Source organism: Streptomyces venezuelae, assembly GCF_008642375.1.
Lineage (GTDB): Bacteria > Actinomycetota > Actinomycetes > Streptomycetales > Streptomycetaceae > Streptomyces > Streptomyces venezuelae_G.
In genome coordinates this window covers 5242502-5267466 of record NZ_CP029194.1, presented here as the reverse complement: position 1 = coordinate 5267466, position 24965 = coordinate 5242502, and the positions used below count along the sequence as shown (strand labels likewise).

General features: G+C 73.4%; 22 protein-coding genes. 9 read left to right on the top strand and 13 right to left on the bottom strand.

Annotation, left to right across the window (positions count from 1 at the left end; translation table 11 throughout):
• Positions 1-16 precede the first annotated feature (16 nt).
• The 3 genes from DEJ46_RS24285 (at position 17) to DEJ46_RS24275 (ending at position 4471) form a co-directional block, all read left to right on the top strand.
• Complete coding sequence (locus DEJ46_RS24285) at positions 17-883, top strand: RNA polymerase sigma factor SigF (protein WP_150269619.1); 867 nt, start codon at positions 17-19, stop codon at positions 881-883.
• A 214-nt stretch (positions 884-1097) separates the two neighbouring features.
• Entirely contained in the window at positions 1098-2294 is a 1197-nt protein-coding gene (locus DEJ46_RS24280) for a DegT/DnrJ/EryC1/StrS family aminotransferase (RefSeq protein WP_150269617.1), read from the top strand.
• Entirely contained in the window at positions 2291-4471 is a 2181-nt protein-coding gene (locus tag DEJ46_RS24275; protein ID WP_150269615.1) for a lipopolysaccharide biosynthesis protein, read from the top strand. Before DEJ46_RS24280 ends, DEJ46_RS24275 begins: the two co-directional genes overlap by 4 nt.
• Positions 4472-4490: 19 nt before the next feature.
• Here the strand turns inward: DEJ46_RS24275 and DEJ46_RS24270 are convergent, their stop codons facing one another.
• The 11 genes from DEJ46_RS24270 to hutU form a co-directional block, all read right to left on the bottom strand.
• Complete coding sequence (locus DEJ46_RS24270; protein ID WP_223835052.1) at positions 4491-5552, bottom strand: glycosyl hydrolase; 1062 nt, start codon at positions 5550-5552, stop codon at positions 4491-4493.
• Positions 5549-6022, bottom strand: a complete 474-nt coding sequence (locus DEJ46_RS24265) for a hypothetical protein (RefSeq protein ID WP_223835050.1) — start codon at positions 6020-6022, stop codon at positions 5549-5551. Before DEJ46_RS24265 ends, DEJ46_RS24270 begins: the two co-directional genes overlap by 4 nt.
• 96 nt (positions 6023-6118) lie before the next feature.
• Complete coding sequence (locus DEJ46_RS24260; protein ID WP_223835048.1) at positions 6119-8056, bottom strand: hypothetical protein; 1938 nt, start codon at positions 8054-8056, stop codon at positions 6119-6121.
• A 130-nt stretch (positions 8057-8186) separates the two neighbouring features.
• On the bottom strand, positions 8187-8996 hold the full coding sequence (locus tag DEJ46_RS24255; RefSeq protein ID WP_150269611.1) for a polysaccharide deacetylase family protein: 810 nt from the start codon (positions 8994-8996) through the stop codon (positions 8187-8189).
• Positions 8993-10360, bottom strand: a complete 1368-nt coding sequence (locus DEJ46_RS24250) for a glycosyltransferase (RefSeq protein ID WP_150269610.1) — start codon at positions 10358-10360, stop codon at positions 8993-8995. Before DEJ46_RS24250 ends, DEJ46_RS24255 begins: the two co-directional genes overlap by 4 nt.
• Positions 10361-10452: 92 nt before the next feature.
• Positions 10453-11490, bottom strand: a complete 1038-nt coding sequence (locus DEJ46_RS24245; protein ID WP_223835494.1) for a GNAT family N-acetyltransferase — start codon at positions 11488-11490, stop codon at positions 10453-10455.
• A gap of 288 nt (positions 11491-11778) precedes the next feature.
• Complete coding sequence (locus tag DEJ46_RS24240) at positions 11779-12525, bottom strand: hypothetical protein (RefSeq protein WP_150269606.1); 747 nt, start codon at positions 12523-12525, stop codon at positions 11779-11781.
• 111 nt (positions 12526-12636) lie between these two features.
• Complete coding sequence (gene hutI / locus DEJ46_RS24235) at positions 12637-13884, bottom strand: imidazolonepropionase (RefSeq protein WP_150269604.1); 1248 nt, start codon at positions 13882-13884, stop codon at positions 12637-12639.
• 17 nt (positions 13885-13901) lie between these two features.
• Positions 13902-15266, bottom strand: a complete 1365-nt coding sequence (locus DEJ46_RS24230; RefSeq protein ID WP_150269602.1) for a formimidoylglutamate deiminase — start codon at positions 15264-15266, stop codon at positions 13902-13904.
• Entirely contained in the window at positions 15257-16468 is a 1212-nt protein-coding gene (locus DEJ46_RS24225; protein WP_150269600.1) for an allantoate amidohydrolase, read from the bottom strand. The genes DEJ46_RS24230 and DEJ46_RS24225 overlap by 10 nt, the downstream gene beginning before the upstream one ends.
• Positions 16465-18156: a urocanate hydratase gene (hutU, locus tag DEJ46_RS24220; RefSeq protein ID WP_150269598.1), complete on the bottom strand. Its 1692-nt coding sequence runs from the start codon at positions 18154-18156 to the stop codon at positions 16465-16467. The genes DEJ46_RS24225 and hutU overlap by 4 nt, the downstream gene beginning before the upstream one ends.
• Positions 18157-18261: 105 nt before the next feature.
• On the opposite strand from hutU, the gene DEJ46_RS24215 reads away from it, so the two are divergent.
• The 6 genes from DEJ46_RS24215 to DEJ46_RS24190 all read left to right on the top strand — a co-directional run bounded on the left by DEJ46_RS24215 (position 18262) and on the right by DEJ46_RS24190 (position 22333).
• Entirely contained in the window at positions 18262-19587 is a 1326-nt protein-coding gene (locus DEJ46_RS24215; protein WP_150269596.1) for a diaminopimelate decarboxylase, read from the top strand.
• Positions 19588-19684: 97 nt separating this feature from the next.
• Positions 19685-20161: an SRPBCC family protein gene (locus DEJ46_RS24210; protein WP_150269594.1), complete on the top strand. Its 477-nt coding sequence runs from the start codon at positions 19685-19687 to the stop codon at positions 20159-20161.
• Positions 20162-20300: 139 nt separating this feature from the next.
• Complete coding sequence (locus DEJ46_RS24205; protein ID WP_150269592.1) at positions 20301-20693, top strand: hypothetical protein; 393 nt, start codon at positions 20301-20303, stop codon at positions 20691-20693.
• A complete protein-coding gene (locus DEJ46_RS24200) occupies positions 20690-21478 on the top strand; it encodes a transcriptional regulator (RefSeq protein WP_150269590.1) in 789 nt (262 codons plus the stop codon). Before DEJ46_RS24205 ends, DEJ46_RS24200 begins: the two co-directional genes overlap by 4 nt.
• A gap of 41 nt (positions 21479-21519) precedes the next feature.
• Positions 21520-21918, top strand: coding sequence for a roadblock/LC7 domain-containing protein (locus DEJ46_RS24195; protein WP_150269588.1), 399 nt, complete (start codon positions 21520-21522; stop codon positions 21916-21918).
• 43 nt (positions 21919-21961) lie between these two features.
• A complete protein-coding gene (locus tag DEJ46_RS24190; protein WP_150269586.1) occupies positions 21962-22333 on the top strand; it encodes a hypothetical protein in 372 nt (123 codons plus the stop codon).
• A gap of 31 nt (positions 22334-22364) precedes the next feature.
• Here the strand turns inward: DEJ46_RS24190 and DEJ46_RS24185 are convergent, their stop codons facing one another.
• Positions 22365-23204 carry a MurR/RpiR family transcriptional regulator gene (locus DEJ46_RS24185; RefSeq protein ID WP_150269584.1) on the bottom strand — a complete coding sequence of 280 codons (840 nt, stop codon included), beginning with the start codon at positions 23202-23204 and terminating at the stop codon, positions 22365-22367.
• A 347-nt stretch (positions 23205-23551) separates the two neighbouring features.
• Positions 23552-24940, bottom strand: coding sequence for a cystathionine beta-synthase (locus DEJ46_RS24180; protein WP_150269582.1), 1389 nt, complete (start codon positions 24938-24940; stop codon positions 23552-23554).
• Positions 24941-24965: the final 25 nt, after the last annotated feature.

The window sequence follows — 24965 nt, the reverse complement described above, 5'->3', positions numbered from 1 at the left end:
CCGATGAAGGAGACCCATGTCACCCCGGCTCGACGCCCCGCGTACCCCCGACGCGCCGTCGGCGGTAACCCCCCTCGACCACCTGCCCGAGGGGCCCCTCGACCGCATCGGAGCGGTCGACGCGCGCGCCCTCTCGAAGCAGCTCTTCGCCCGCCTCTCCGAACTGGAGGAGGGCACCCACGACCATGCGTACGTCCGCAACACCCTCGTCGAACTCAACCTGGCACTGGTGAAGTTCGCCGCCGCCCGGTTCGGCAGCCGCAGCGAGCCGATGGAGGACATCGTCCAGGTCGGCACGATCGGCCTCATCAAGGCGATCGACCGCTTCGAACTGACCCGGGGCGTCGAGTTCCCCACGTTCGCGATGCCGACGATCATCGGCGAGATCAAGCGGTTCTTCCGCGACACGTCCTGGTCCGTGCACGTCCCGCGCCGGCTCCAGGAGCTCCGCCTCGACCTCGCGCGGGCCGGTGACGCGCTCGCCCAGCGCCTCGACCGCGCCCCGACCGTCGCCGAACTCGCGGAGGAGCTCGGGATCTCCCCGGAGGAGGTCGTCGAGGGCATGACCGCCAGCAACGCCTACACGGCGAGCTCGCTCGACGCCAAGACCGAGGAGGACGACGCGGGCAGCGGGGACACCACCCTCGCCGACCGGATCGGCTACGAGGACGACGGGCTCACCGGGATCGAGTACGTCGCCTCCCTGAAGCCGATGATCGCCTCCCTGCCCGCCCGCGACCGGCTCATCCTCTCCCTCCGCTTCGTCTCCGGCATGACCCAGTCGGAGATCGGCACGGAGCTCGGGATCTCGCAGATGCACGTGTCCCGGCTGCTCGCCCGCACCCTCGCCCGGCTGCGTCGCGGCCTGACTCTGGAGGAATGACCTCCACGGACTGCCCCGAACCGCCAAAATGGCTCCGGAAAGGGCCCGTTCACGGTCGACCGACCCGGAACGGGCCCCTTTCGTACCGCCGGACGCCACCCCGGACGACCGCACGGAAGGCTCCTGGCCGACGCCAACCGCGCTGCCGGAGGGCCTTGTTGACGTGCCGTCCGGATTGGGCCACATTGAGCCCGGGGATTCAGGGGGGAATCACATGGTTTCTGCGTACGCGGAACTGGAAGGGCGGATGCGCGACCGGCTCGGGGGCAGAGAGTGCCTCTACGTGCCGTCGTGCCGCTTCGGGCTCTACCTCGCGCTGCGCCACTGGTGCGAGCCCGGCGGCCGGGTGCTCATGTCACCGGTCAACGACGACGTCATCTTCTTCGTCGTGCTCGCCGCCGGGCTCCGCCCGGTGCAGGCGCCGCTCGACCCCCGGGACGGGTCGATCGACACGGCGGCCGTACCCGAGTCCGTCTGGCGCGGCCTGTCCGCGGTCCTCACGACCAATCTGTACGGGAATCCCGACCCGGCACCGGAGCTGCGGGCCCACTGCGACCGGCTCGGCATCCCGCTGATCGAGGACGCCGCCCACGCGATCGGCTCCACGGTCGGCGGGCGCCCCGTCGGCACGTACGGCGAGGCCTCCGTCTTCAGCCTCTCGAAGCACACCGGCGCCAAGACCGGCGGCTTCCTCGCCCTCGCCGACCCGAAGCTGCGCGCGGAACTCACGACCGCCCGCGACGAGTTGCTGCACCCCTCCCGCACCGTCGACGAACTCGCCTACCTGGCGCGGCCGTACGTGGAGGCCGCCCTGCGCGGGACGCGCCTCGTCCGGCCCGCGCGCGCGGCGGTACGGCTGCTCGGGATGGAGGAGCGCGAGGAGATCCGGATGCCGCTCCGCGCCGACGAGCTGCGGCGGGCCCTGCCGGCCGCGCCCGCGCTCGCCCCCTTCCACTCCTGGGTCCGGGTCGACATGCACGCCTACCGGCTCCGGCCGGGCTCCGGGCGGCTCCGTCGCACCACCCGCCGGCTTGCCCGGCTCGACGGCGTCCTCGCCGCCCACCGCGCCGGCACGGCCCGGCTCCTGGCCAGCGAGTACGGCACGCCGTCGGCCACGGACGAGCCGGCCCAGCCGCTGTTCCGGGTGCCGCTGCTCGTCGAGGACCGGGACGCGGCGATCGCCGCCCTCGCCCGGCACCGGATCACCACCGGCTACGTCTACGACCCGCCGCTCGACAGCTACGCGGGCGAGGCGTTCACCGACCTCTCCCCCGCGCCGGCGGCCGCCGCCCGCTTCGCCCGGCACGCCCTGCCGGTGGACCCGCGCCGCGCCGACGAGGTCCTGGGCGTGCTGCGCGCGGCCGGGGCCCGTCCCGCGCGCCTGTCGGAGGCCCCCGGCGGCGCCCGGTGACCGACACCGTACGACTGCGGGCGACGGACGATCCGGCGGCCGGGGAGCCTCCGGCCGCCGCCGTGGCGGAACCCGCCGGCAAGGACCTCACGGAAGCCAAGGCCGCCTCCGGCGACTCCGGCGAGAACTCCATGTTCCGCAACGCCTACGCGCTCATGCTCTCCACCGGCGTCTCCGCCGCCCTCGGGCTCGGCTTCTGGCTGGTCGCGGCCCGCTACTACACGGAGGAGGCGGTCGGCCAGGGCTCCGCCGCCATCGCCGCCCAACGGATGCTCGCCTCCCTCACGGCGACGACACTGACCGGCGCCGTCGTCCGGTACGTGCCCCGGGCCGGCCGGGCCACCGGGCCGCTCGTCGTCCGCCTGTACCTGGTCAGCACGGCCGTCGTGGGCGTCGCCTGCGGTGTCTTCCTGCTCACCCTGGACTGGTGGGGACCCTCGTACGCCCCGCTCGGCACCGTGTCCGCCGGGATCTTCTTCACCGCCGCCAGCATCGGCTGGGCCCTGCTCACCCTCCAGGACGCGGTCCTCACCGGGCTCAGACGGGCCATCTGGGTGCCCGTCGGCAACGCCGTCTTCTCGCTCGGCAAGCTCGTCCTGCTCGTCGTCCTCGCCGTCGGCCTGCCGGTGCTCGGCGTCTTCGTCTCCTGGGCCGCGGCCATCGTGCTCTCCGTGGTGCCGCTCGGCTGGCTCGTCTTCCGGCACCTGATCCCCCGGCAGGCACACGCCGACCGGGACCGCGAGCCGCCCACCCTGCGCGAGATCGGCCGCTTCCTCGCCGGGGACTCCGTCGGCTCGATCTTCAGCCTGCTGATGATCAGCCTGCTTCCGATGATGGTCGCCGTCCGCTTCGACGCCGCCCACAACGCCTTCTTCTACACGGCCTACACCGTCGGCGGCACGATGGAGTTCATGGCCATCAACATGGCCTCCTCGCTCACCGCGCACGCCTCGCACAGCCCCGAGTCCCTCGCCGAGGGCGTCCGGGGCGCGCTGCGCCGCATGGTGCTGCTGCTCGTCCCCGTCGTGCTCGTGCTCGTCGTGCTCGCGCCGGTGCTGCTCACGCCCTTCGGCGAGGAGTACGCCGAGAACGGCACCACCGTGCTGCGGCTGCTCGCCGCCGCCGCGCTCCCCCGGGTCGCCGTCGAGCTGTACATCGGGGTGCTGCGCGTCCAGGGCCGTACGGGCATGCTCGCCGCGCTCCAGGGCGCGATGTGTGTCCTGGTCCTCGGCAGCGCGGTCTTCCTCCTCGGGCCGTACGGCATCGCGGGGGCCGGGTACGCCGTCCTCGGCTCCATGACGCTGATGGCGGTCGTGTGCGTGCCGGGTCTGCGGGCCGTCCTCAAGGGCCGGGCACCGGCCGAGGGCTCCCGGTCCGCCGCGCGGGTGCAGGAGCGCGCGGAGGACGGGTACGGCACGAACTGGGCGCGGGAGAGCGCCTATCTGCGCGGGACGCACGAGTCGGTGACGCCCGCGTTCGGCATCCCCGTGTACGTACCCCGGCAGCGCACGGACGAGCCGGCGGCCGTCCCGGGGCGGCCGCCGGCTCGTGCGGGGCAGGCGGGCGCGCGGGGGGCGGACCGGATCCCCGCGCCGGAGGGGACCTCCGCGGCCCGCCTCCGGCTGGGGCTCTGGCTGTGCCTCGGGCTCGCCGCCGGACTCTTCTGGTTCCCGCTCGCGGGTTCCGGCGCGCTCGACGTGGAGCGGCTCTCCGGGACCGGCCTGCTGACCGCGCTCCCGCCCGTCACGCTCTTCGCGGGGCTGCTGCTCGTCGCCCTCCAGGGCGCCGCAGTCGGTCTCCGCGCCTTCCGGCCGGCGTTCGCCGGAACGGTCCTGCTCGCCACGTTCCTCGCCCTGCACACCGCCCCGCCTCTGCTGGGGCTGCGGCCCGCGGCGGCCGGCGGCCCGGGTGCGGACCTCCTCGGCGAGGCGGCGGGGCCGGCGGCGGCGGTGACGCCGATCGTGCTCCAGGCGCTGTGCCTGCTGCTCGCGGCCCTGCTGCTGCGCGTGCTGGGCGTGGGCGAGCGGGTCACGGCGGGTGTGGTGTGGGTGCTCGTCTGGGGCGGGTGGGCGGGGCAGCAGGCCTTCGCCGCCGCCCCGCTCCCGCTCTTCCTGGGCCTTGCCGGGGCCACGATGGCGGTCTGCGCCTTCCGCGGCCTGGCGGCGGGCCGCCGCTGAGCCCCCGCCGCCGGGGGCTTCAGCGGCGCGGCAGGGGCTGTTTGAAGTACGGGTCCTGGCCGGCGATCCGGTAGCCCTCGAGACCGGGACCGGAGTCGATGGTCAGGTCGCAGCCGGGCCCGGGGACCGCGCGGTTCCAGTGCACGTACGCCTTCACGTCCGGCAGCGTCGGCGCCACCTTCGGGATCGCGGTGTACCAGTCGCGCTGCCGCTCGGGCCGCTTCGGGTCGGGGGCGGTGGAGAACTCGGAGAGCATGACGGGCTTGTCGGCGGAGATGTTCTTCCGCAGCCAGTCGTAGCTGGGGCGCTGGCTCCTGTCGAAGTCGAGCCAGTTCGGCGACTTGTGGCAGAGGTAGTAGTTGTACTGGTCCATGCCGATCCAGTCGACGTACGCGTCGCCGGGGTAGAGCCGCTTCATCAGGGCGGAGTTGCCGAGGTAGCCGGAGACGGTCCAGACCCACACCACGTTGGTGACGCCGAGCTTCTCGAAGCGGTCGCGGACGTGGCGGTAGGCGGCGACGTACTCCTCCGGGGTGCCGGCGCCCTGCTCGATGCGGAAGTCGGCCTCCTGGTCGAAGGAGAAGAAGACCCGCTTGCCGTACTCCTTGAGCCGCAGGGCCTGCGGGTCGATGACGGAGGTGTCGTACGTCCCGGCGGCGATGTTCTTCCAGCCGAGCTGTCTCTCGGTCCAGTTGGCGTGGTGCTTCTCGGTCCACACCGTGGACTCCCAGGCCAGCATGAGGAGTCGGTCCCGGCCGAGCTCCCGCTCGTCGGGGGTGAGCAGCTCGCCGTCGGCCTTGCTCCCGGACATGTCGTGGTACGTGTAGACGAGGTCGAGCTTGCGGCCGATCTTCTTCTCGAAGGCGTACACCGGCCGGGATAGCGAACTGTGTTCGTCGTACGGGATGTACGCACCCCACCAGGCGCCGCACGGTGCGACCAGCGAGGCGTCGGGCGCGCAGCGGTCGTCGTCCTCGGAGAGGGTGATCCAGACCCCGATGCCGGCGATCAGCGCGCCGACGGCGGCGAGCGCGACGGCCATCCGGGTCCAGGGGCCGCCCTTGGCGTGCCGCCCGTTCACCGGCCCCCGCCAGGCCTTCGTTTACGGAACCGGGCGGCGAGCGGGGACGTGCCCCCGGCGCCGCGCCCGGACGTGCGGGCGCTGTCGCGCTCGACGGCGCCACGGGTGGCGGCCGGCAGCGGCACGCCGGGCAGGATGGCGGCGACGGTCACGAAGAGCGCGAGGGCGGCGAGGAAGACGGTGAGCGAGAACGCCTTCGTCAGGAAGAGGGTGGTCGCGACGAGCGTGGCCACGGAGAGGCTGACGGGCGCGGCGAGCGCCAGGGCCTCCAGGCGGGCGCCGGGGCGCAGGCCGAGGGGCTGCGGGAGCAGCAGGGCGAGGCCCGGCGCGAGGACGACGAAGGCGAGGACGGGGATCCAGCGCAGCGGGGAGCCACCGGGGAGCGCGGTCGCGGCGAGGGCGACCCATCCGGAGGCCGCGAGGGCGGCTCTGCGCTGGACTCGTGGGGTCAGGCGTGGGCTGGCGGCCATGGGGTACCTGCTCCTTCGGGTGCGGACGGGTCGGACTGCGGTGCCGGGCGGATGGGACGGGCCCTGGGTGGTGGGACGGGCGAGCGGGCCACGGCCCTAGGTGGTGGGGCGGTAGCGGAGGACGAGTCCGTACCGGTTCTCCTCCACGACCTCGAAGAGCGGGGACCGCTTGAGCGCGTCCTTGAGGGTGTCGAAGCCGCCCTCCGGGAGGTAGCCCTCGCCGATGACGGCCTCGCCCTGGGTGGGGGTGAGGATCACGTAGGCCGGGCGGCCCGCGGGGATGCCGCCCGCGAGGTAGCCGGCGGGGTCCTTCAGCATGCGGAGGTTCTCGTCGACCTCCTGCTCGGTGAAGAACCAGCGCTCGTAGTGGTCGTAGCGGTAGTACGAGTCGGCGAAGGCGCCGGTCGCGGCGAGGATCAGCGCCCCCTCGGGCGCCCGGTCGAAGGCGCGGCGCGTGAGCGCGGTCTCGCCGGGCGGCGCGTAGTGCATGCCCTCCTTGCCGTAGTACGAGGGCAGGAAGCCGGCGAGCAGGGCGACGAGCGTGACGGGCAGGGCGACGGAGGCGGTACGGCGGGCGATGGCGGCGGCCCGGCTCGCGGCCCCGACGGCGGGGACGAGCGCGGCGGCGGCGAAGAAGGCCGCGCCGGGCAGGCCGAAGAGGTAGACCCGGAAGATCATCTCGCCGCCGTAGTCGTTGACGGCGAACATCGGCAGGGGCGCCGCGGCGGCGAGGATCAGCGGCAGGGCGCTGCGGGCCAGCCTGCGGCGGAGGAGTACGGCGGCGGCGGCGAGCCCGCCGAGGGCGAGGACCATCAGGATGTTGGCGCTGCCGACGAGCTCCGGGCCGGGGCCCGTGGGGTCGCCGGCGAAGCCGGGACGGGAGTTGCCGAGGAGGTCTCCGGCCTTCTCGCGCAGGGTCCCGAGGGTCTCCAGGAAGAGCTCCCGGCCCATGGTGAGGTTCCAGGCCAGCATGATCAGGCCGGTGGTGGCGAGGAGCCCGAGGTTGCGGTAGCGGCGGGTGAGGCAGAGGGCGAAGAGGCTCGCGCACAGCATCACGGGGGTGAGCTGGTGCGAGGCGTTGATGGTGGCGATGACCGGGACGAGGAAGAGGACGGCGACCGCGCGCTGCCGGGTCGTCGTGGGCGGCGGGACGGCCGCGGCGGCCGGGTCGAGCGCGGAGCGGTCGCGGAGCGCGCCCGCCGAGCCGGGCAGGACGAAGTGCCGGACGACGACGGCGAAGACGGTGAGGTAGAGCAGGTAGGAGAAGCCCTGCGGGGAGAGGTAGTCCTGGCCGACCCAGTTCGCCAGCTGGAAGATCCACACGCCGGTCCACACGAGCCGCCAGTCGTCGCTGAACGTGCGGTAGACGAGGATGAGGACGGGCACGGTGAGCAGACCGAGCGCGACCGGGGCCCAGTTGATGAAGGAGGCGGCGGCGTCGACGCCGAAGGCGCGGACGAGGGCCGCGTCGAGGGAGAAGAAGCCGGGCCACTGGTCGTAGGCGGACATGCCGCCGGAGAGCTCGCGCCCGGGGTGGACGGTGCCCTCGGTGAGCAGCCGGCTGATGATCGCGTCGTGCTTGGACGCCCAGGCGTAGCGGACGGTGTCGTAGAGGATCGCGGGCGGCGCCTTGAGGGCGACGAGCATGGCCGCGCAGTAGGTGGCGGGCCAGAGGGGCGCGGTGCCGGCGCGGCGGAGGGTGAGGACGAAGCCGCCGGTCAGGACGGCGAGGGCGGCGTAGAAGCCGAGGGGGAAGCGGTCGAGGAGGCCGAACTCCTCGATGCTCCGGAAGTCGATGTGGGGCAGCGCCCAGAGCCAGAGCGCGGCGGCGAGGAGCAGCGGGGCGAGGTTGGCGGCGGCCGGGGTGCGGAGTGCGGCGAGGGGGCCGGACCGGGACCGGGGGGCGGGGACTGCCGCCCCGGCATCCGGGCGGGCCGCTTCCGGCTCCGTGGCCTCGCGGTCCTGCGCGGAGGGCTGCGGCGGCACGCCGTCGCCCCCGGTCACCGGTGTTGTCGGCAGACGGTCCTGCTGCAAGGCGGCTCTCCCCCCACTGTCCCTGTCCCCTTGGTGAAGCAAGGGAACGTACTTCGGATTTGCACCCGGATTCAACTCTCGTCCCGGATGGGGGAGTTGATGATCTTGCGCGGCGCCGCGGCGCCGTGGCTCAGCCCGCGAACTCCGGCCCGTTGAGCACGGCGCGGGCCCTGCGGTACATCCGCCAGCCGACCGTCGGCAGCGAGTCCGGGTACGGCGCGGCCTTCGCTCCGCGCCCCTCCATCCACTGCTCGATGTCGGCGACGGTGTGCCCGCGGCGCAGGATGAGCCGGGCGATGCGGTAGATCTCGTCCGACCCGGAGCTGAGCGCGTGCCGGACGGCGACGGCCGAGGTGTAGCCGGCGGCCGCGGCGGCCCGGCGCACGGCGGGGCTGTTGTAGCCGTGCGGGTAGGCGAGGTGCCGGACCTCGTGCCCGAGGACGTCCTCAAGGACCGCCTTCGCCTCGCGCAGTTCGCGCCGCAGGAGCCCGGGCGTGAGCGTGTCGAGCTGCGGGTGGGTGACGGTGTGGGCGCCGACCTCCATCCCGTACTGCTCCAGACGCGGGGCCTGGGAGAGGGTCATCATCGGCGCGGGCGGGAGGAGGCACGGCCGGCCGGGGGTGACGGCCCCGGTGGTGAGGTACGCGGTGGACGGCAGGTCGCGGGAGGCGAGCGCCTCGGCCGTCGGTCCGACGAGGTCGGCGAAGCCGTCGTCGAAGGTGAGGACGACGGGGCGGGGCGGCAGCGGGGTGCCGGTGGCGAGGTGTGCGGCGAGGGCGCCGACGGTGATCGCGGTGCGTCCGCTGGCGACGATCGCGTCGAGCTGGGAGGCGAACTCCTTCGGGGAGACGGTGAATTCGGCGATCCACCCCGGAGGGTCGTCCATCACGGCGTGGTAGAGGAGGACGGGTATGCGGGTGGAGACGGGTGCGCTCGTCATCGGGCAGCCGCCTTCCGCGAACCGGCCTGGACGCGGGCCTTCGCCCGGGCCTTCGCGTATCCGATCGGGCCGTAGAGCATGCCGCGCCGCTCCAGTCGGGACAGGCTGCGGGGCCAGGGGTGGTGCTGGGTGCCGTGCTCGCCGGGGACTCCGCCCTCGGCGGCCTCCCCCCGCTGGGCGGTCATGGTCCGCGCGTACGCCAGGCCGCGCGGCAGCCGGGACAGGAGCGCGGGCAGCGTGCGGGGGCGGCGGAGGAGGGTCGCGGTGAGGTACGCGGTGAGGCCGGCGCCGTAGCCGTACGCCTGGTTCCGCAGGTCCTGCCAGGTCTCGCGGTGGTGGTGCCAGACGAGCGCCTCGGGTGTGTAGCGGAGCCGGAAGCCGGCGGAGAGGACGGCGACGAAGGCGTACAGGTCGTCGCCGCCCCTGGCCGGGGTCCCGGTGCCGGTCGCCGGATCGAAGCCGCCGGCCTTCTTCAGTGCCTCCGCCCGGAAGGCCATGTTGGCGCCGGATCCGAAGCTGCCCGCGGTGAACGGGAAGAGCGGCTCGTCGGCGGGCGGCCGGGCGGGGTCGTAGAGGCGGGGCGCGAAGCCCTTGGCGAAGCCGCCGTGCGATTCGAGGAGGACCTGGGCGGGAGTGCCCAGCCGGGCGGGCAGGATCAGGCCGGTGACGCAGCCGAGGCCGGGGTCGTCGGCGAAGGGCTCGGTGAGGGCCGTCAGCCAGTGCGGGTCGGCGATCACGTCGTCGTCGGTGAAGGCGAGGACCTCGCCTTCGGCCGCGGCGGCGCCGGTGTTGTGGGCGACGGCGAGCCCGGGGGTGTCCTCACGGACGTACCGGACGCGGTCGGCGTACTTCCCCGTGACGAGGTCGTGCGTGTCGGTGGTGCGGGGCGCGTTGTCGACGACGATCAGCTCGTGGTCGGGGTGGTCCTGGGCGAGCAGCGAGTCGAGCGCGCGGGCGAGCTGCTCGGGGCGCTCGCGGGTGGCGACGACGACGGAGGTACGGGGCGGGGTGAGCCCCTTGCGGGCCGCCGCGAGAAGGTCCGGCCTGGCCGACGGGCGTGCGGCGGCGAGGTGTTCGGCCTCGGTACGGGGCCGGGCCGCGTCCTCGACCCGCCCGCGCGCGAGCGCCCCGAGCACCTCCTCGGGGTCCTCGCCCTCCGCGACGGTCCCGATGACGGTGGCGGCGGGCCGGCCCCGGAGCCGTACGAGCGCGTACACGTCGCCCGTCGCCAGGGGCGGCCCGCCGGGCGCGGGCCGCAGGCCGACGACCGGCCCGTCGGGCGCGTCGAGATCGAGCTCGGCGACGGAGACGGCACGGGGAGGGGGGACGGGGCGGTCGGGACGACTGCTCGATCGGCTGCTCAATGGGGATCCCTCAGGGGAGTACGGCGGCGGGCTCGGCGGCGGGGGAGGGGCGTCGGCGGGGCGGAACCGGCGCGGACGGGGAGGAGCGAGGGCTATCGGTTGCCCCGCAGCCGGGCGAGGCCGTTGAGGGTGGTGCGGGCCCGGGCCGCGAGGGCCGGACGGTCGCGGACGAAACGGTGGGCGCGCCGGGCGGGTTCACGCCCGAGCCAGTGCAGGGCGGCGCGCGCACCCGGGACGAAGACGGCCCCTTCGTACACCGTCAGTTCGCCCGTCTTCAGCGCGTCCTTGTACTCGGCGGCGCCGCGCCCCAGGTCGAGCATCCCGATCCCGGCGGCGGCCGCGGCCTCGGCCATGCGCAGATGGAGGACGAGGCCGGGCGAGTACTTCGCGAACTCGGGGTCGTACGAGGGGAACCAGCAGGAGAGCACGGTCGCGGACCGCAGCCCGAAGTGGGCGGCTATGGGCCGGTCCCCCACGTACAGCACGGACAGGACTCCGGAGCAGCCGGGCGTGCGCTGCTCGTGGAGGCGGCGGACGAGGGTGCTGATCCACTCCTTGGCGAAGCGGTCGCCGCGTCCGGTCCTGCGGTACTGGGCGGACTTCCACTCCATGAGGGTGCGCAGGGCGGCCGGGTCGCGTTCGTCGAAGACGAAGCGCACCTCGCCGTCCGCCTGGCGGCCGAGCTTGCGCTCCTTGGCGAGGGTGGTCCTGAGGAACTTGGGCGACTGGACGCGCAGCAGCGCCTCGTAGGCCGCGTACCCCTCGCCGATGTCGATCACGGGCGAGGCGAAGGACTCGGTGGCGGCGCCTTCGAAGACGGGCTGGCCGGCCTCCAGGTTGTCGAACTCCCACACCGCGGCCCCGCAGGCGCGCAGCAACGCGCGTGCACCGGGCCGCAGTCCGGGGCGCAGAACGGCACCGTGACTGTCGGAGACACCGAAGCCGATGGCCCGGCCCTGCCCCAACGGCCCCTTCTCGTACGGGAAGAAGCCGACCGGCTCGTCGCCCTCCCACCAGACGGCGACCCGCGAGCGGGGCCGCACCTCGGCGACCGCGCGCGTGAACTCCGGCTCCATGAAGGGGTTCGCGGGCGATCCGGACTTGGCGCGCAGCTCCCGCCACGCCGCCATCTCGCGCTCGCCCAGCTCCCCCGGCCGCACGATCCGCACACGAAAAGCACTCACCTTGCCGACCCCCCGGTCTACCCCCTGAGTACTGCCAGGACAGGACGGTACCGGTCCGAACCCCTCCTCGGCAGGCATACTCGGCCATTCCGTGACCGCACTGTGAAGCGGCCGTCACGCAGGGGCGGGGACGGACAAGAGAGGGGCGGGGAAGGGAAGTTGAAGATCATCGGGCGGGGCAGGACCGCGGCCGTGTACGCGCTGGACGAGCGCCGGAGCTGGTCGCCGGCCTGGCTACGGCTTCCGCTTCACCTCGGTGATCCGGACGTCTTCCGCATCAGGAGCTCCGAAGGGTTCGGCTGTGACCCCACGGTCGGTCCCCGTGACGTCCAGGACCAGGCGGCCGCCCATGAAGCGGAGGTCGATCCGGGCCCGGGGCGAGCCGCCCTGGTCCGGCATCCGGTTGATGAACGACGGCGGGTAGTCCAGGCTCGTCAGCTTCTTCTGCAGCGCCGGGTAGTCGGCCGGGGCCGCGTCGTCGAACGCCGTGCGGACGCGCTCGGCGTGCGCGTCGCCGGCGCACTTCTCGACGTCGGTCAGCGGAACTTCCTCGACCGGACCGGACTTGGTGGGGGCCGGCTCCGGGGCGGGCGGCGGCGGCGGGAAGTCCGTGGGGAACGGGAGCTCCTCCGGCTCCTCCGGCATCGGCTGACCCGGCCGGTTCTGCGGCGGGACCGATTCCTCCGGGCCCAGGGAGGGCGGCTCGGGCAGCCCACCGGGCACACAACCGTCCAGCACGCGGGAGTTCAGGGCCAGGAAGCGCGCGAACGGGTCGGGGTGTTCCGCCAGGCCGTCCGAGGGGAGGGACCGCGTCGGCGTCGGCGTGGTGGCGGGCTTCGGCTTCGCCGAGGCGCCGACGGCCACGGCGGACGCCTTGGCGGGCGGCTTGCCGGTGGCGTCCGCCGTGCCACAGGCGGTCAGGGCCATGCTGCCGAGCGCGGCGGCCAGGACGATCTTCGCGAGGCGGTTCCGACTTCTCATGCAGGAATCATGCGAGCGGCGGCGGGCCGGCCACATGAGTACCGGTACTCAACGGTACGTGCGAGCCGACCCACCGCCGCTGCGTCGCTTTGACGCCTCGTCGTGTGTACGTCAGACCGTGCGGACGCCCTTCCGCCAGACCTCGGCGACCAGCGGCACGCCCGGGCGGTACGCCAGGTGGACGTGGGAGGGGGCGTCGAGGACGGCGAGGTCGGCGCGGGAGCCGGCCGTCAGACGGCCGACGTCCGTGCGGCGGAGCGCCGCCGCGCCGCCGGCCGTGGCGGACCAGACGGCCTCGTCGGGGGTCATGCCCATGTCCCGTACCGCGAGGGCGATGCAGAAGGGGACGGAGGACGTGAAGGACGAGCCCGGGTTGCAGTCCGTGGAGAGGGCGACGGTCACGCCCGCGTCCAGGAGACGGCGGGCGTTCGGCCACTCGGCGCGGGTGGAGAACTCGGCGCCGGGCAGGAGGGTGGCCACCGTGTTCCCGGAGGCCAGGGCGTCGACGTCGGCGTCGGTGAGGTGGGTGCAGTGGTCGGCGCTCGCCGCGTCCAGCTCCACCGCCAGCTGCACGCCGGGGCCGTACGTCAGCTGGTTGGCGTGGACCCGGGGGTGCAGGCCCTTCGCCTTTCCGGCGGTGAGGATCGCGCGGGCCTGGTCGCCGTCGAAGGCGCCCTTCTCGCAGAAGACGTCGACCCAGCGGGCGTGCGGGGCGCAGGCGTCGAGCATCTCGCCGGTGACGAGCTCGACGTAGGCGGCCGGGTCGTCCGCGTAGTCCGGGGAGACGATGTGCGCGCCGAGGTACGTCACCTCGTCGGTGTGCTCGGCGGCGATCCGCAGGGCACGGGCCTCGTCCTCGACGGTCAGGCCGTAGCCGGACTTCGTCTCGAAGGTGGTCGTGCCCTGGCGGAGGGCCTCCCGCAGGAAGCGGGCCACGTTGGCCGAGAGGGCCTCGTCGCTCGCCGCCCTCGTCGCCGCGACCGTCGTGCGGATGCCGCCCGCCGCGTACGCCTGGCCCGACATGCGGGCGTTGAACTCGGCGGTGCGGTCGCCCGCGAAGACGAGGTGCGAGTGGGAGTCGACGAAGCCGGGGATCACGGCCCGGCCGCCGGCGTCGACCCTGTTGTCAGTGGCGGGTGCTTTGCTGGATTCACCGACCCAGACGACACGGTCGCCCTCGATGACGACGGCCGCGTCCTGGATCAGACCCAGGCGGCTGCCATCACCGAGGGAGGGATCGTTCGTGACGAGACTGGCGATGTTGACGATGGCGGTGGCGGTCGTCGCCACGGCACTGTTCGCGCTCGTGGGGGCGGAGCTCGCCGCCGGGTTGTTCGTCGCCGCGGGGCCGGTGTTCATGGTGAGGGGTGTCTCCTTCAGCCGCGCAGGGCGGCGATCGAGTCCGCGAGCGCGCCGGCCACGTCCGGTACGGAGTGGTGGACCCCGTCCCGTACGACGTGACGGCCGGCCACGACCGTGTGACGGACGTCCGCTGCCGACGCGGCGAATACCGCCGTCTCGACTGCCAGACGCGGTAGCGGTCCCGCTGTCCTGACCGTGTCCAGGGCGATCGTCGTGAAGTCGGCGAGCGCGCCGGCCTCCAGGGTGCCCGCGTCCGGCCAGCCGAGGGCCGCGTGGCCGTCGGCGGTCGCCGCGCGCAGGAGTGCCGCCGCCGTCCAGTGACCTCGCGTGCGGGTGCGCAGGCGCTCGTTCAGCTCCATGGCCCGCGCCTCCTCCAGGAGGTCGATGACCGCGTGGCTGTCGCTGCCCAGGGAGAGCGGCGAGCCGGCCCGCTGGAGGGCGACCGCGGGACCGATGCCGTCGGCGAGGTCGCGTTCGGTCGTCGGGCACATGCAGGTGCCGGTGGTCGAGGAGCCGAGGAGGGCGATGTCGCCGTCCGTCAGGTGCGTGTTGTGGACGCCGGTGGTGCTGGGCCCGAGGACGCCGTGCTCGGCGAGGAGCTGGGTCGGGGTGATGCCGTGCGCCGCGAGGCAGGCGTCGTTCTCGGCGGTCTGCTCCGAGAGGTGGACGTGGAGGGGGGCCTCCCTGTCCTGCGCCCAGCGGGCCACGGTGGCGAGCTGGTCCGCCGGGACGGCCCGGACGGAGTGGATCGCCGCTCCGACGCGGACGCCGTCCCGTTCCTTGAGCGCCGAGACCCGCTCGGCCCACTTCTCCGCCGTGCCGTCGGAGAAGCGGAGCTGGTGCCGGTCGGGGGCGGCGCCGAAGCCGGAGGAGAGGTAGGCGGTGTCGAGGAGGGTGATGCGGATGCCGGCCTCGGCGGCGGCGGCGATCAGCGCCTCGCCCATCGCGTTGGGGTCGGCGTACGGGCTGCCGCCGGGCGCGTGGTGGAGGTAGTGGAACTCTCCGACGGAGGTGATGCCGGCGAGCGCCATCTCCGCGTACACGGCGCGGGCGAGCGCGAAGTAGCTGTCGGGGGTGAGCCGCTGGGCGACCGTGTACATCACCTCGCGCCAGGTCCAGAAGGTGCCGGAGCCGACCTGGACGGTGCCGCGCAGGGCGCGGTGGAAGGCGTGCGAGTGGGCGTTGGAGAGGCCGGGGATCGTCAGGCCGCGCAGGACGACCGCGCCCGGGGGCGGGGTGTCGACCCCGGTGCGGACGGCGGTGATACGGCCGTCCGCCGGACCCGCGGCGGAGCCGCTGATGGACACGGTCAGGGTCACGCCCGGCTCGACGTTCGTGTCGAGCCAGGCGTGCTCCAGCCAGTACGTCGTCAGCGACACGCCAGGTCCTCCAGTACGTCGGCGAGTGCGAGGACCCCGGCCACGCAGTCGTCCTCGGCCGCGAATTCGGCCGGGGAGTGCGAGACGCCGGTGGGGTTCCGTACGAACAGCATGGCGGTCGGGATCGATTCGGAGAGGATTCCGGCGTCGTGTCCCGCGCCCGTGCCGAGGACGGGGGTCTTCTCGCCGAGGACGCGGGCCAGCTCGTCGCGCAGGGCGTGCGAGAAGTCCACGACCGGGGTGAAGGACTCCCGGACGACGGTGAGGTCGATGCCGTGGCGCTCGGCGTAGGCGCGGGCCTCCGCCTCGATGCCCGTGACGACCTTGTCCAGCGCGCCCTGGTCGGCGGCGCGGGCGTCGAGCCAGCCGCGGACGAGGGACGGGATGGCGTTGACGCCGTTCGGCTCGACCGCGATCTTGCCGAAGGTGGCGACGGCGCCCGCGAGTTCGGCCTCGCGGCGGGCGGCGAGGACCGTCTCCGCGTAGGTGAGCATCGGGTCGCGGCGGTCGACGAGCCGGGTGGTGCCGGCGTGGTTGGCCTCACCGGCGAAGTCGTACCGCCAGCGGCCGTGCGGCCAGATCGCGGAGGCGAGGCCGACGGAGTCGCCGGACAGGTCCAGGGCCCGGCCCTGCTCGACGTGCAGTTCGACGAAGGCGCCGATGCGGGCGAGCCGCTCGGGGTCCGGGCCGATGGCCGAAGGGTCGTGTCCCGCCGCCTCCATCGCCTGCGGGAGGCTGATCCCGTCGGCGTCGCGGAGCTCGTACGCCTGCTCCTTCGTCAGCCGGCCCGCGGTGAGGCGGGAGCCGACGCAGGCGAGGCCGAAGCGGGCCCCCTCCTCGTCACCGAAGTTGACGATGGCGAGGGGCTTCTTGAACACGGCACCGCGGGAGCGCAGTTCGTCGAGTGCGGCGAAGGCCGAGACGACACCGAGGGGGCCGTCGAAGGCACCGCCGTCCGGGACGGAGTCCAGGTGGGAGCCGGTGACGACCGCGTCGCCGGCCGTCGGGTCGCCGAGCCAGGCCCACTGGTTGCCGTTCCGGTCGGTCTCGACGTCGAGGCGGCGCGCCTCGGCCTGCATCCGGAACCAGAGCCGGCAGTCGGCGTCGGCCCCGGTCCAGGCGTAGCGGCGGTAGCCGCCCGAGGCGTCGCTGCGGCCGATGGGCCGCAGCGAACGCCACATGGCGTGGAAGGTGTCGCTCACGCGGAGGCCTCGGCGCCGGAGGTCTCCTGGCCGGAGCCCTCGCGCATCGGGACGCGGACGCCCTTCTCGTCGGCGACCCGCTCGGCGATGTCGTAGCCGGCGTCGACGTGGCGGATGACGCCCATGCCCGGGTCGTTGGTGAGCACGCGGCGGATCTTCTCGCCGGCGAGCGGGGTGCCGTCGGCGACCGTGACCTGGCCCGCGTGGATGGAGCGGCCCATGCCGACGCCGCCGCCGTGGTGGAGGGAGACCCAGGAGGCGCCGGAGGCGACGTTGACCATGGCGTTGAGGAGCGGCCAGTCGGCGATGGCGTCCGAGCCGTCGAGCATGGCCTCGGTCTCGCGGTACGGGGAGGCCACCGAGCCGCAGTCGAGGTGGTCGCGGCCGATCGCCAGGGGCGCGGCGAGGGTGCCGTTGCCGACCATGTCGTTGAACATGTCGCCGGCCTTGTCGCGCTCGCCCTGGCCGAGCCAGCAGATGCGGGCGGGGAGGCCCTGGAAGTGGACGCGCTCGCCGGCCATCTTGATCCAGCGGTGGAGGGACTCGTTCTCCGGGAAGAGCTCCAGGATCGCCTTGTCCGTCTTGTGGATGTCGGAGGCCTCGCCGGAGAGGGCGGCCCAGCGGAAGGGGCCCTTGCCCTCGCAGAACAGCGGGCGGATGTAGGCGGGGACGAAGCCGGGGAAGGCGAAGGCGCGGTCGTAGCCGGCGAGCTGCGCCTCACCGCGGATCGAGTTGCCGTAGTCGAAGACCTCGGAGCCGGCGTCCATGAAGCCGACCATGGCCTCGACGTGCTTGGCCATGGACTCGCGCGAGCGCTGGGTGAAGCCGGCCGGGTCCTTCGCCGCCGCGTCGGCCATGTCCTCGAAGGCGATGCCGACGGGGAGGTAGGAGAGCGGGTCGTGGGCGGAGGTCTGGTCCGTCACGATGTCGATCGGGGCGCCCTCGGCGAGCATCTGCGGGAGCAGCTCGGCGGCGTTGCCGAGAAGGCCGATGGAGAGCGGGCGGCGGGCGTCGCGGGCCTCGACGGCGAGCCGGAGGGCGTGGGCGAGGTTGTCGGCCTTGACGTCCAGGTAGCGGTGCTCGATGCGGCGCTCGATGGCGCGCGGGTCGACGTCGATGCAGATGGCGACGCCGTCGTTCATCGTCACGGCGAGGGGCTGGGCGCCGCCCATGCCGCCGAGGCCGGCGGTGAGGGTGATGGTGCCGGCGAGGGTGCCGTTGAACTTCTTCGCGGCGACGGCGGCGAAGGTCTCGTACGTGCCCTGGAGGATGCCCTGGGTGCCGATGTAGATCCAGGAGCCGGCGGTCATCTGGCCGTACATGGTGAGGCCGAGGGCCTCCAGGCGCCGGAACTCCTCCCAGTTGGCCCAGTCGCCGACCAGGTTGGAGTTGGCGATGAGGACGCGCGGGGCCCACTCGTGGGTCTGCATGACGCCGACGGGGCGGCCGGACTGGACGAGCATCGTCTCGTCCTGCTTCAGCGTGCGCAGCGTGCGGACCATGGCGTCGTACGAGCGCCAGTCGCGGGCGGCCTTGCCGGTGCCGCCGTAGACGACGAGCTTGTCGGGGTGCTCGGCGACCTCGGGGTCGAGGTTGTTCTGGAGCATCCGGAGGGCGGCTTCCTGCTGCCATCCCAGGGCGCTCAGTTCCGTACCGCGTGCTGCTCGGACGGGGCGGGGTCCTGACATGGGGGTGCCTCCTCGAATGTCGATCAGATATTCACATCTTGGCGCGCTGAATAGTTGTAGTCAACAGGGCGGCCCTCACCCGTACCGGTGAAGCGATGGACGAGGATGGGCCGCATGGCCTCCTACCGCCGTGATCTCGCCGTCCGAGCCTCCGTCGACCAAGGACTGCTCTCCCCCGCCGAGCCCGTCGTCGCACTCCTCGACACCGCCGGCATCCGCGCCTCCGCCGCCGCCCTGACCAGTGCTTTCGCCGCCGTCACCGACGCCCACGTCCTCCATGCCTTCGCCGTCAAGGCCGCCCCGCTCGTCCCCGTCCTGCGCCTTCTCCACGACGCGGGGCTCGGCGTCGAGGTCGCCAGCCCCGGCGAGCTCGCCCTCGCCCGCGCCGCCGGGATCCCGCCCACCCACACCGTGCTCGACTCCCCCGCCAAGACCCCGGCCGAGCTGCGCCAGGCCCTCGCGCTCGGGATCGCCGTCAACGCCGACAACCTCCAGGAGCTGGACCGCCTCGACGCGCTCGTCGCCTCCGCGCCCACCGCCTCGCCCCTCGGACTCCGGGTGAACCCTCAGGTCGGAGCCGGTTCCATCGGCGCGCTCTCGACCGCGACCGCCACCTCCAAGTTCGGCGTGGCACTCCGCGACGAGGGCGCACGCGAGGGCGTCGTCCAGGCCTACCTGGACCGCCCCTGGCTCACCCGGCTGCACACCCACACCGGTTCCCAGGGCGTCCCGCTCGCCCTGATGGCCGAAGGCGTCGGGGAGACCTACGCCCTCGCCGAGGAGATCAACCACAAGGCGGGCCGGCAGCAGATCGACACCCTCGACATCGGCGGCGGGCTGCCGGTCAACTTCACCTCCGACGAGGAGACGCCGACGTACGCCGAGTACGCCCGCCTCCTCGCCGACACCGCCCCCGGGCTCCTCGACGGCCGCTACCGGCTCGTCACCGAGTTCGGCCGCTCCCTGCTCGCCAAGCACGGCACGGTCCTCGCCCGGGTCGAGTACACGAAGACCTCCGGGGGCCGCCCGATCGCCGTCACCCACGCGGGCGTCCAGCTCGCCACCCGTACGGTCTACGCCCCCGAGTCCTGGCCGCTGCGGATCCTCGCGTACGACGCCGGGGGCCGCCCCCGCGCCGGGGAGCCCACCGTCCAGGACGTGGCGGGGCCCGCCTGCTTCGCCGGGGACCTGCTCGCCACCGGCCGGGAGCTGCCGCTGCTGCACCCGGGCGACGTCGTCGCCGTCCCGGACACCGGCGCGTACTGCTTCGCCCACCACTACGCGTACAACAGCCTGCCCCGGCCCGCTGTCCACGGCTTCACGGTGGGCGACGACGGGGCGGTGGCGTTCTCGACGGTACGGAGGGCCCAGACGCTCGACGAGATCGTCGCGGAGGCGGGCGGGGCGCATGCGAACGCCCTCGTCGGATAGCGGGCGGGCCCGCCGGATCGCGCGGGCAGGGGGCGCCCGGTAGCGCGGGCGGGCCCTTCGGGTAGCGCGGGCGCGGCGGCACGGCTTCGATGAGGACATGACTGGATCGGGTACGGACACCACCTCCGTCGTCGTCGAACGCCGGATCGCCGCCTCCCCCGGGCGCGTCTGGGAGTCGATCACCGACCTCCGGGACATGCCCCGCGTCCTCTCGGGCGTCCAGAAGGTCGAGGTGCTCACCGAGGGCGGCTTCGGCGTGGGGACGCGCTGGCGTGAGACGCGGAAGATGCTGGGCAAGGAGGCCACGGAGGAGATGACCGTGACCGAGTGCGTGCCGCCCGACCGGTACGTCACGGTCGCCGAGTCGCACGGCATGCACTACGTCTCCGAGCTCACCCTCAAGGCCGACGGCGGGGCCACTACCCTGCGGATGGCCTTCTCGGCCCGCCCGGCGGCCGGCCGCACCCCCGGATTCGTCGCCCGCCTGCTCGCCCGCTTCGGCGCGAAGGCCGTCGCCAAGGCGCTCGCGAAGGACCTGTCCGAGATCGCGAACGCGGTCGAGTCCCGCGCCTGACGAGCACGGGCGGTCAATTCCCGCCACCCTCGGGCATGTTCCGATGGAAAATGCCAGAACACCTCCCGCGGGCCGGAACGTTCAGTAACGTCACCGTCACCGCCGTTCGTTCGCGCACCGTATCGGGAGGGGAATCCGCGTGCCCGGAATCGACGAGTGCCTGCTGGAGGCCATGGCCGTGCCAGGCGCTCGCGGAGCCTCCCTGGTCGACTGGACCAGCGGGCTCGCGCTCGGGACCGCAGGGGACTCACCCGTCGGCGACCACGAGACGACGGCCGCCGAGACGGCCGAACTCGCCCGGTCCGCCGCCGAGTTCGACTCCTTCGTGGCGGCGGGCGACATACCCTCCGACGGTCCGCCCGTCGAGGACGTGATCGTCACCACCCGCGCCGGCTACCACGTCATACGCTTCGTCGAGACCTCCTTCGACAGCAGCGTCTTCCTCCACCTCTGGCTCGACCGCGACGCCGGCAACCTCGCCCTCGCCCGGATACGGCTCCGCGACCTCGCCGAGAGGCTGGTCCTCGGATGAGCGCGGTGGCCACCCCCGTGTCCCCGATGCTGGTCCGGCTCGCCGCCGAGAAGGCCACCGGCGCGCTGCTGCGCGACCACGGCACGCTCTACCTCGTCGACGGCCGCGTCGTGCACGCCGAGAGCCCCGCCGCCCCCGGCGTCGACGTCCTCCTGACCACCGGCGGGCGGCTGCCGCGCGAGGGCTGGGACGAGGCCGTCGACCGGGCCGGCGCCCACCGCGCCGTCGGCCGCTTCCTCGTCGACAGCGGCCGGCTGCACGACGGCGAGCTGGAGATCTGCCACCTCGGCGCCGTCTTCGACGCGGCCTTCTTCGCCCTCTCCCCCACCAGCGGACCGACCCGCTTCCGGTACGGCGTGGGCCACTGGTTCGGCACGGTGCGGCCGGTCTCCGCCGAGGCCGTCGAGCGCGAGACCGTCCGCCGCCGCGAACTCCTCGACGCCGTCTGGCCGTACGCCTCCGTCGACAACACCCCGGTGGTGCCGCGCCCCGCCGCCCCCGGCCAGACCGTCGGAGCCCGGCAGCGCGCCCTGCTCGCCGCCGCCGACGGGGAGCGGACCCCCGCGGACCTCGCCCGGCTGCTCGGCCGCCCCGCCTTCCACACACTTCTCGACGTCCGGCGGCTCGCCGCGGCCGGGCTCGTCGAGACCCCGCCGGAGCCGGATCCCCGACCCGACCCCGGCCCCGTACCGCCCCCGCAACCGCTCCTGGCGGCCCCGCAGGTGGCAGACCCCGACATCGCCCTGCTGCGCCGGCTCCGTGACGCCCTGGAGGCACATCTGTGATGAGACGTGCCCTGCGCCTGCGCGCCGAGAGGAGACAGCTCATGACTGCGGAGACAGAAGTCCTCAGCGAGCTCAGACGGCTGCGGGCCCGGCTGCCCCAGCTGACCGGAGCCCTCGCGGCCAGCGCCGACGGCCTCGTGCTCGCCCACGACACCGTCGACGGCGAGGCGGAGAGCGTGGCCGCGCTGACGGCGGCGGCGCTCGGCGTCGGCCAGCGGCTGACCGACTCCACGGGCCAGGGCCGCTTCCGCGAGCTCCTCGTCCGTGGCGAGAGCGGATATGTGGCGACCTACGCGGCAGGCGGCTCTGCCGTCCTGACGCTCCTCGCGGAGCCCCGGATCAACGTGGGCCGGCTCCACCTGGAGGCCCGCAGGTCCAGCACCCGGATAGGGGAACTCGTCGACGGCGCCCTGGAACGCAAAGACCTGAACCGACTCTGATCGAACCGTCCGAACAGCACACTCGAAAAGGAAGTACGACACCATGGCGAACACCGAGACTGCCCTCAAGGAAGCGGCCTCCATCGAGGGCGCCATCGGCGCTGCCCTCGTGGACTACACCAGCGGCATGGCGCTCGGCACGATCGGCGGTGGCAACGAGATCGACCTGAACGTCGCCGCGGCGGGCAACACCGACGTCGTCCGGGCCAAGGTCCGGGCGATGGAGCTCCTGGGCCTCAACGACGAGATCGAGGACATCCTCATCACCCTCGGCAGGCACTACCACCTGATCCGGCTGCTCAAGGGGCGCGGCACCGACGGCCTCTTCCTCTACCTGGCCCTCGACAAGGGCCGGGCGAACCTGGCGATGGCCCGCCACCAGCTGAAGAAGATCGAGAACGAGCTGGACGTCTGATCCCGGGGCACCGAACCCACGGCTCCCGGGGCTACTCGACGAAGAGCCCCCGCGCGGCCGCCTTCGTGTCGAACTCCTCCAGACGCGCCTGCGCGTCCGGGAGTTCGTCCGCCATGGCCTCCAGCAGGACCCGGCCGAGCATCATCGGCGCGCAGGCGGTGTCGAAGGCGAGCCCGGTGCCGACGGCGGCCGGGATCAGCAGGTCGCTGTGGGCGGCGACGGGCGCGAACGCCGAATCGGCGACGGCCACGACCGTCAGCCCCGCCGCCCGCGCGTACTCCAGGGCCTCCACGACCTCCCGGGGGTGCCGGGGCAGGGCGAAGCACAGCAGCGCCGTGGCCCCGGCCCGTACGGCCGCGTCGACGCGGTCCGTGAGCATCGAGCCGCCCTCGTCGAGGAGCCGGACGTCGGGGTGCACCTTGGCGGCGAAGTAGGCGAAGCCGCGCGCCTGCGAGGAAGCCGCCCGCAGGCCGAGCACGAGCAGCGGGCGCGAGGAGGCGAGGAGCCGGCCGGCCCGCTCGACGGGCCCGGGGTCGGCGAGGAGCCCGGCGAGGTGCCGCAGGTTCTCGATCTCGGCGAGCACGGCCTGCTGGTACTCGTTGCCCTGCTCGCCCCCGGCCCCGTCCGGCTCGGGCGGCGCGACCTCCCGCAGGTGCTTGCGGAGCGCCGGGTACCCGTCGAAGCCCAGGGCGACGGCGAAGCGGGTGACGGAGGGCTGGCTGACCCCGGCGAGCTCGGCGAGCTCGACGCTGGACAGGAAGGGCACGTCGGCGGCGCGCCGCACCATGGAGTGGGCGATCCGCCGCTGGGTCGGCGTCAGCCGGTGCCCCTCGAAGAGCGCCTGCAGCCGTCCGGCCGGGCTGTCGCTCATGCCGCCCCCTCACCTATTCACCCGCCAATGACTCTGCATAAGGATATGCAGCCGGGTGGAGAGAGGGAAAGGCGAGGGAAGGGGAAGGTGTGGCGCGGGGACCGCCGCACCCCCGGTGAAGGGGGGCGGGACGACGGCGGTCCCCGCGAGGGACACGGGCCCGGGTCAGGGCCGGTCTCCGCGTCCGCGGCGTCCATGGAGGCCCGGGAGCCGCTCCGGAAGTCCTTGACGCCGACAGACACCAATGTGCCGGACGCGTGTTAAGCGGGTGCTGCGCGTACGTGTCACGCTCGTACCGGTTGTACGAAGTACCGGTTTCCCGTACGCCGCAGCACCCGCCCGGGGTCCTACTTCGAGCCGCCGTTGGCCAGGAAGGCCAGCAGGTCCTGGCGGCTGACGACGCCGGTCGGCTTGCCCTCGACCAGGACGATCGCCGCGTCGGCGGACTCACCGAGGACGGTCATCAGGTCGGCGACGGGCTCACCGGAGCCGACCTGCGGCAGCGGCGCGCTCATGTGGCGCTCCAGCGGGTCGTCCAGGGAGGCGCGCTTCGTGAAGAGCGCGTCGAGCAGCTCCTTCTCGACGACCGAGCCGACGACCTCGGCGGCCATGACGTCGGGGTGGCCGGCGCCGGGCTTCACGATGGGCATCTGGGAGACGCCGTACTCGCGCAGCACCTCGATGGCCTGGCCGACGGTCTCGTCCGGGTGCATGTGGACGAGGGAGGGCATGACGCCCTCCTTGTGCCGCAGGACGTCGGCGACGGTGGCGGAGGAGGTGTCCTCCAGGAAGCCGTGTCCCGCCATCCACTCGTCGCTGAAGATCTTCGACATGTAGCCGCGGCCGGAGTCCGGCAGCAGGACGACCACGACGTCGTCGGGGCCGAGCTCCTTGGCGACCTCCAGCGCGGCGACGACCGCCATGCCGCAGGAGCCGCCGACGAGCAGGCCCTCCTCCTTGGCGAGGCGGCGGGTCATCTGGAAGGAGTCCTTGTCGGACACGGCGACGATCCGGTCCGTGACGTTCCGGTCGTACGCGGTCGGCCAGAAGTCCTCGCCGACGCCCTCGACCAGGTACGGGCGGCCGGAGCCGCCGGAGTAGACCGAGCCCTCGGGGTCGGCGCCGATGACCTTCACGGAGCCGCCGCTGACCTCCTTGAGGTAGTTGCCGGTGCCGGAGATGGTGCCGCCGGTGCCGACGCCCGCCACGAAGTGGGTGATCTTCCCGTCCGTCTGCTCCCAGAGCTCGGGACCGGTGGTCTCGTAGTGGGAGCGCGGGTTGTTCGGGTTGGAGTACTGGTCGGGCTTCCAGGCGCCCGGCGTCTCACGGACGAGCCGGTCCGAGACGTTGTAGTACGAGTCCGGGTGCTCGGGGTCGACCGCGGTGGGGCAGACCACGACCTCGGCGCCGTACGCCCGCAGCACGTTGATCTTGTCGAGGGACACCTTGTCGGGGCAGACGAAGATGCACTTGTAGCCCTTCTGCTGGGCCACGATCGCGAGGCCGACGCCGGTGTTGCCGGACGTGGGCTCGACGATGGTGCCGCCGGGCTTGAGCTCGCCGCTCTGCTCGGCCGCCTCGATCATCCGTACGGCGATCCGGTCCTTGACCGAGCCTCCGGGGTTGAAGTACTCGACCTTGGCCAGGACGGTCGCCTGGATGCCCGCTGTGACGTTGTTGAGCTTCACCAGCGGGGTGTTGCCGACGAGGCTGATCATCGAGTCGTGGAATTGCACCGTAATCTCCGGGGTCTCCGTAATG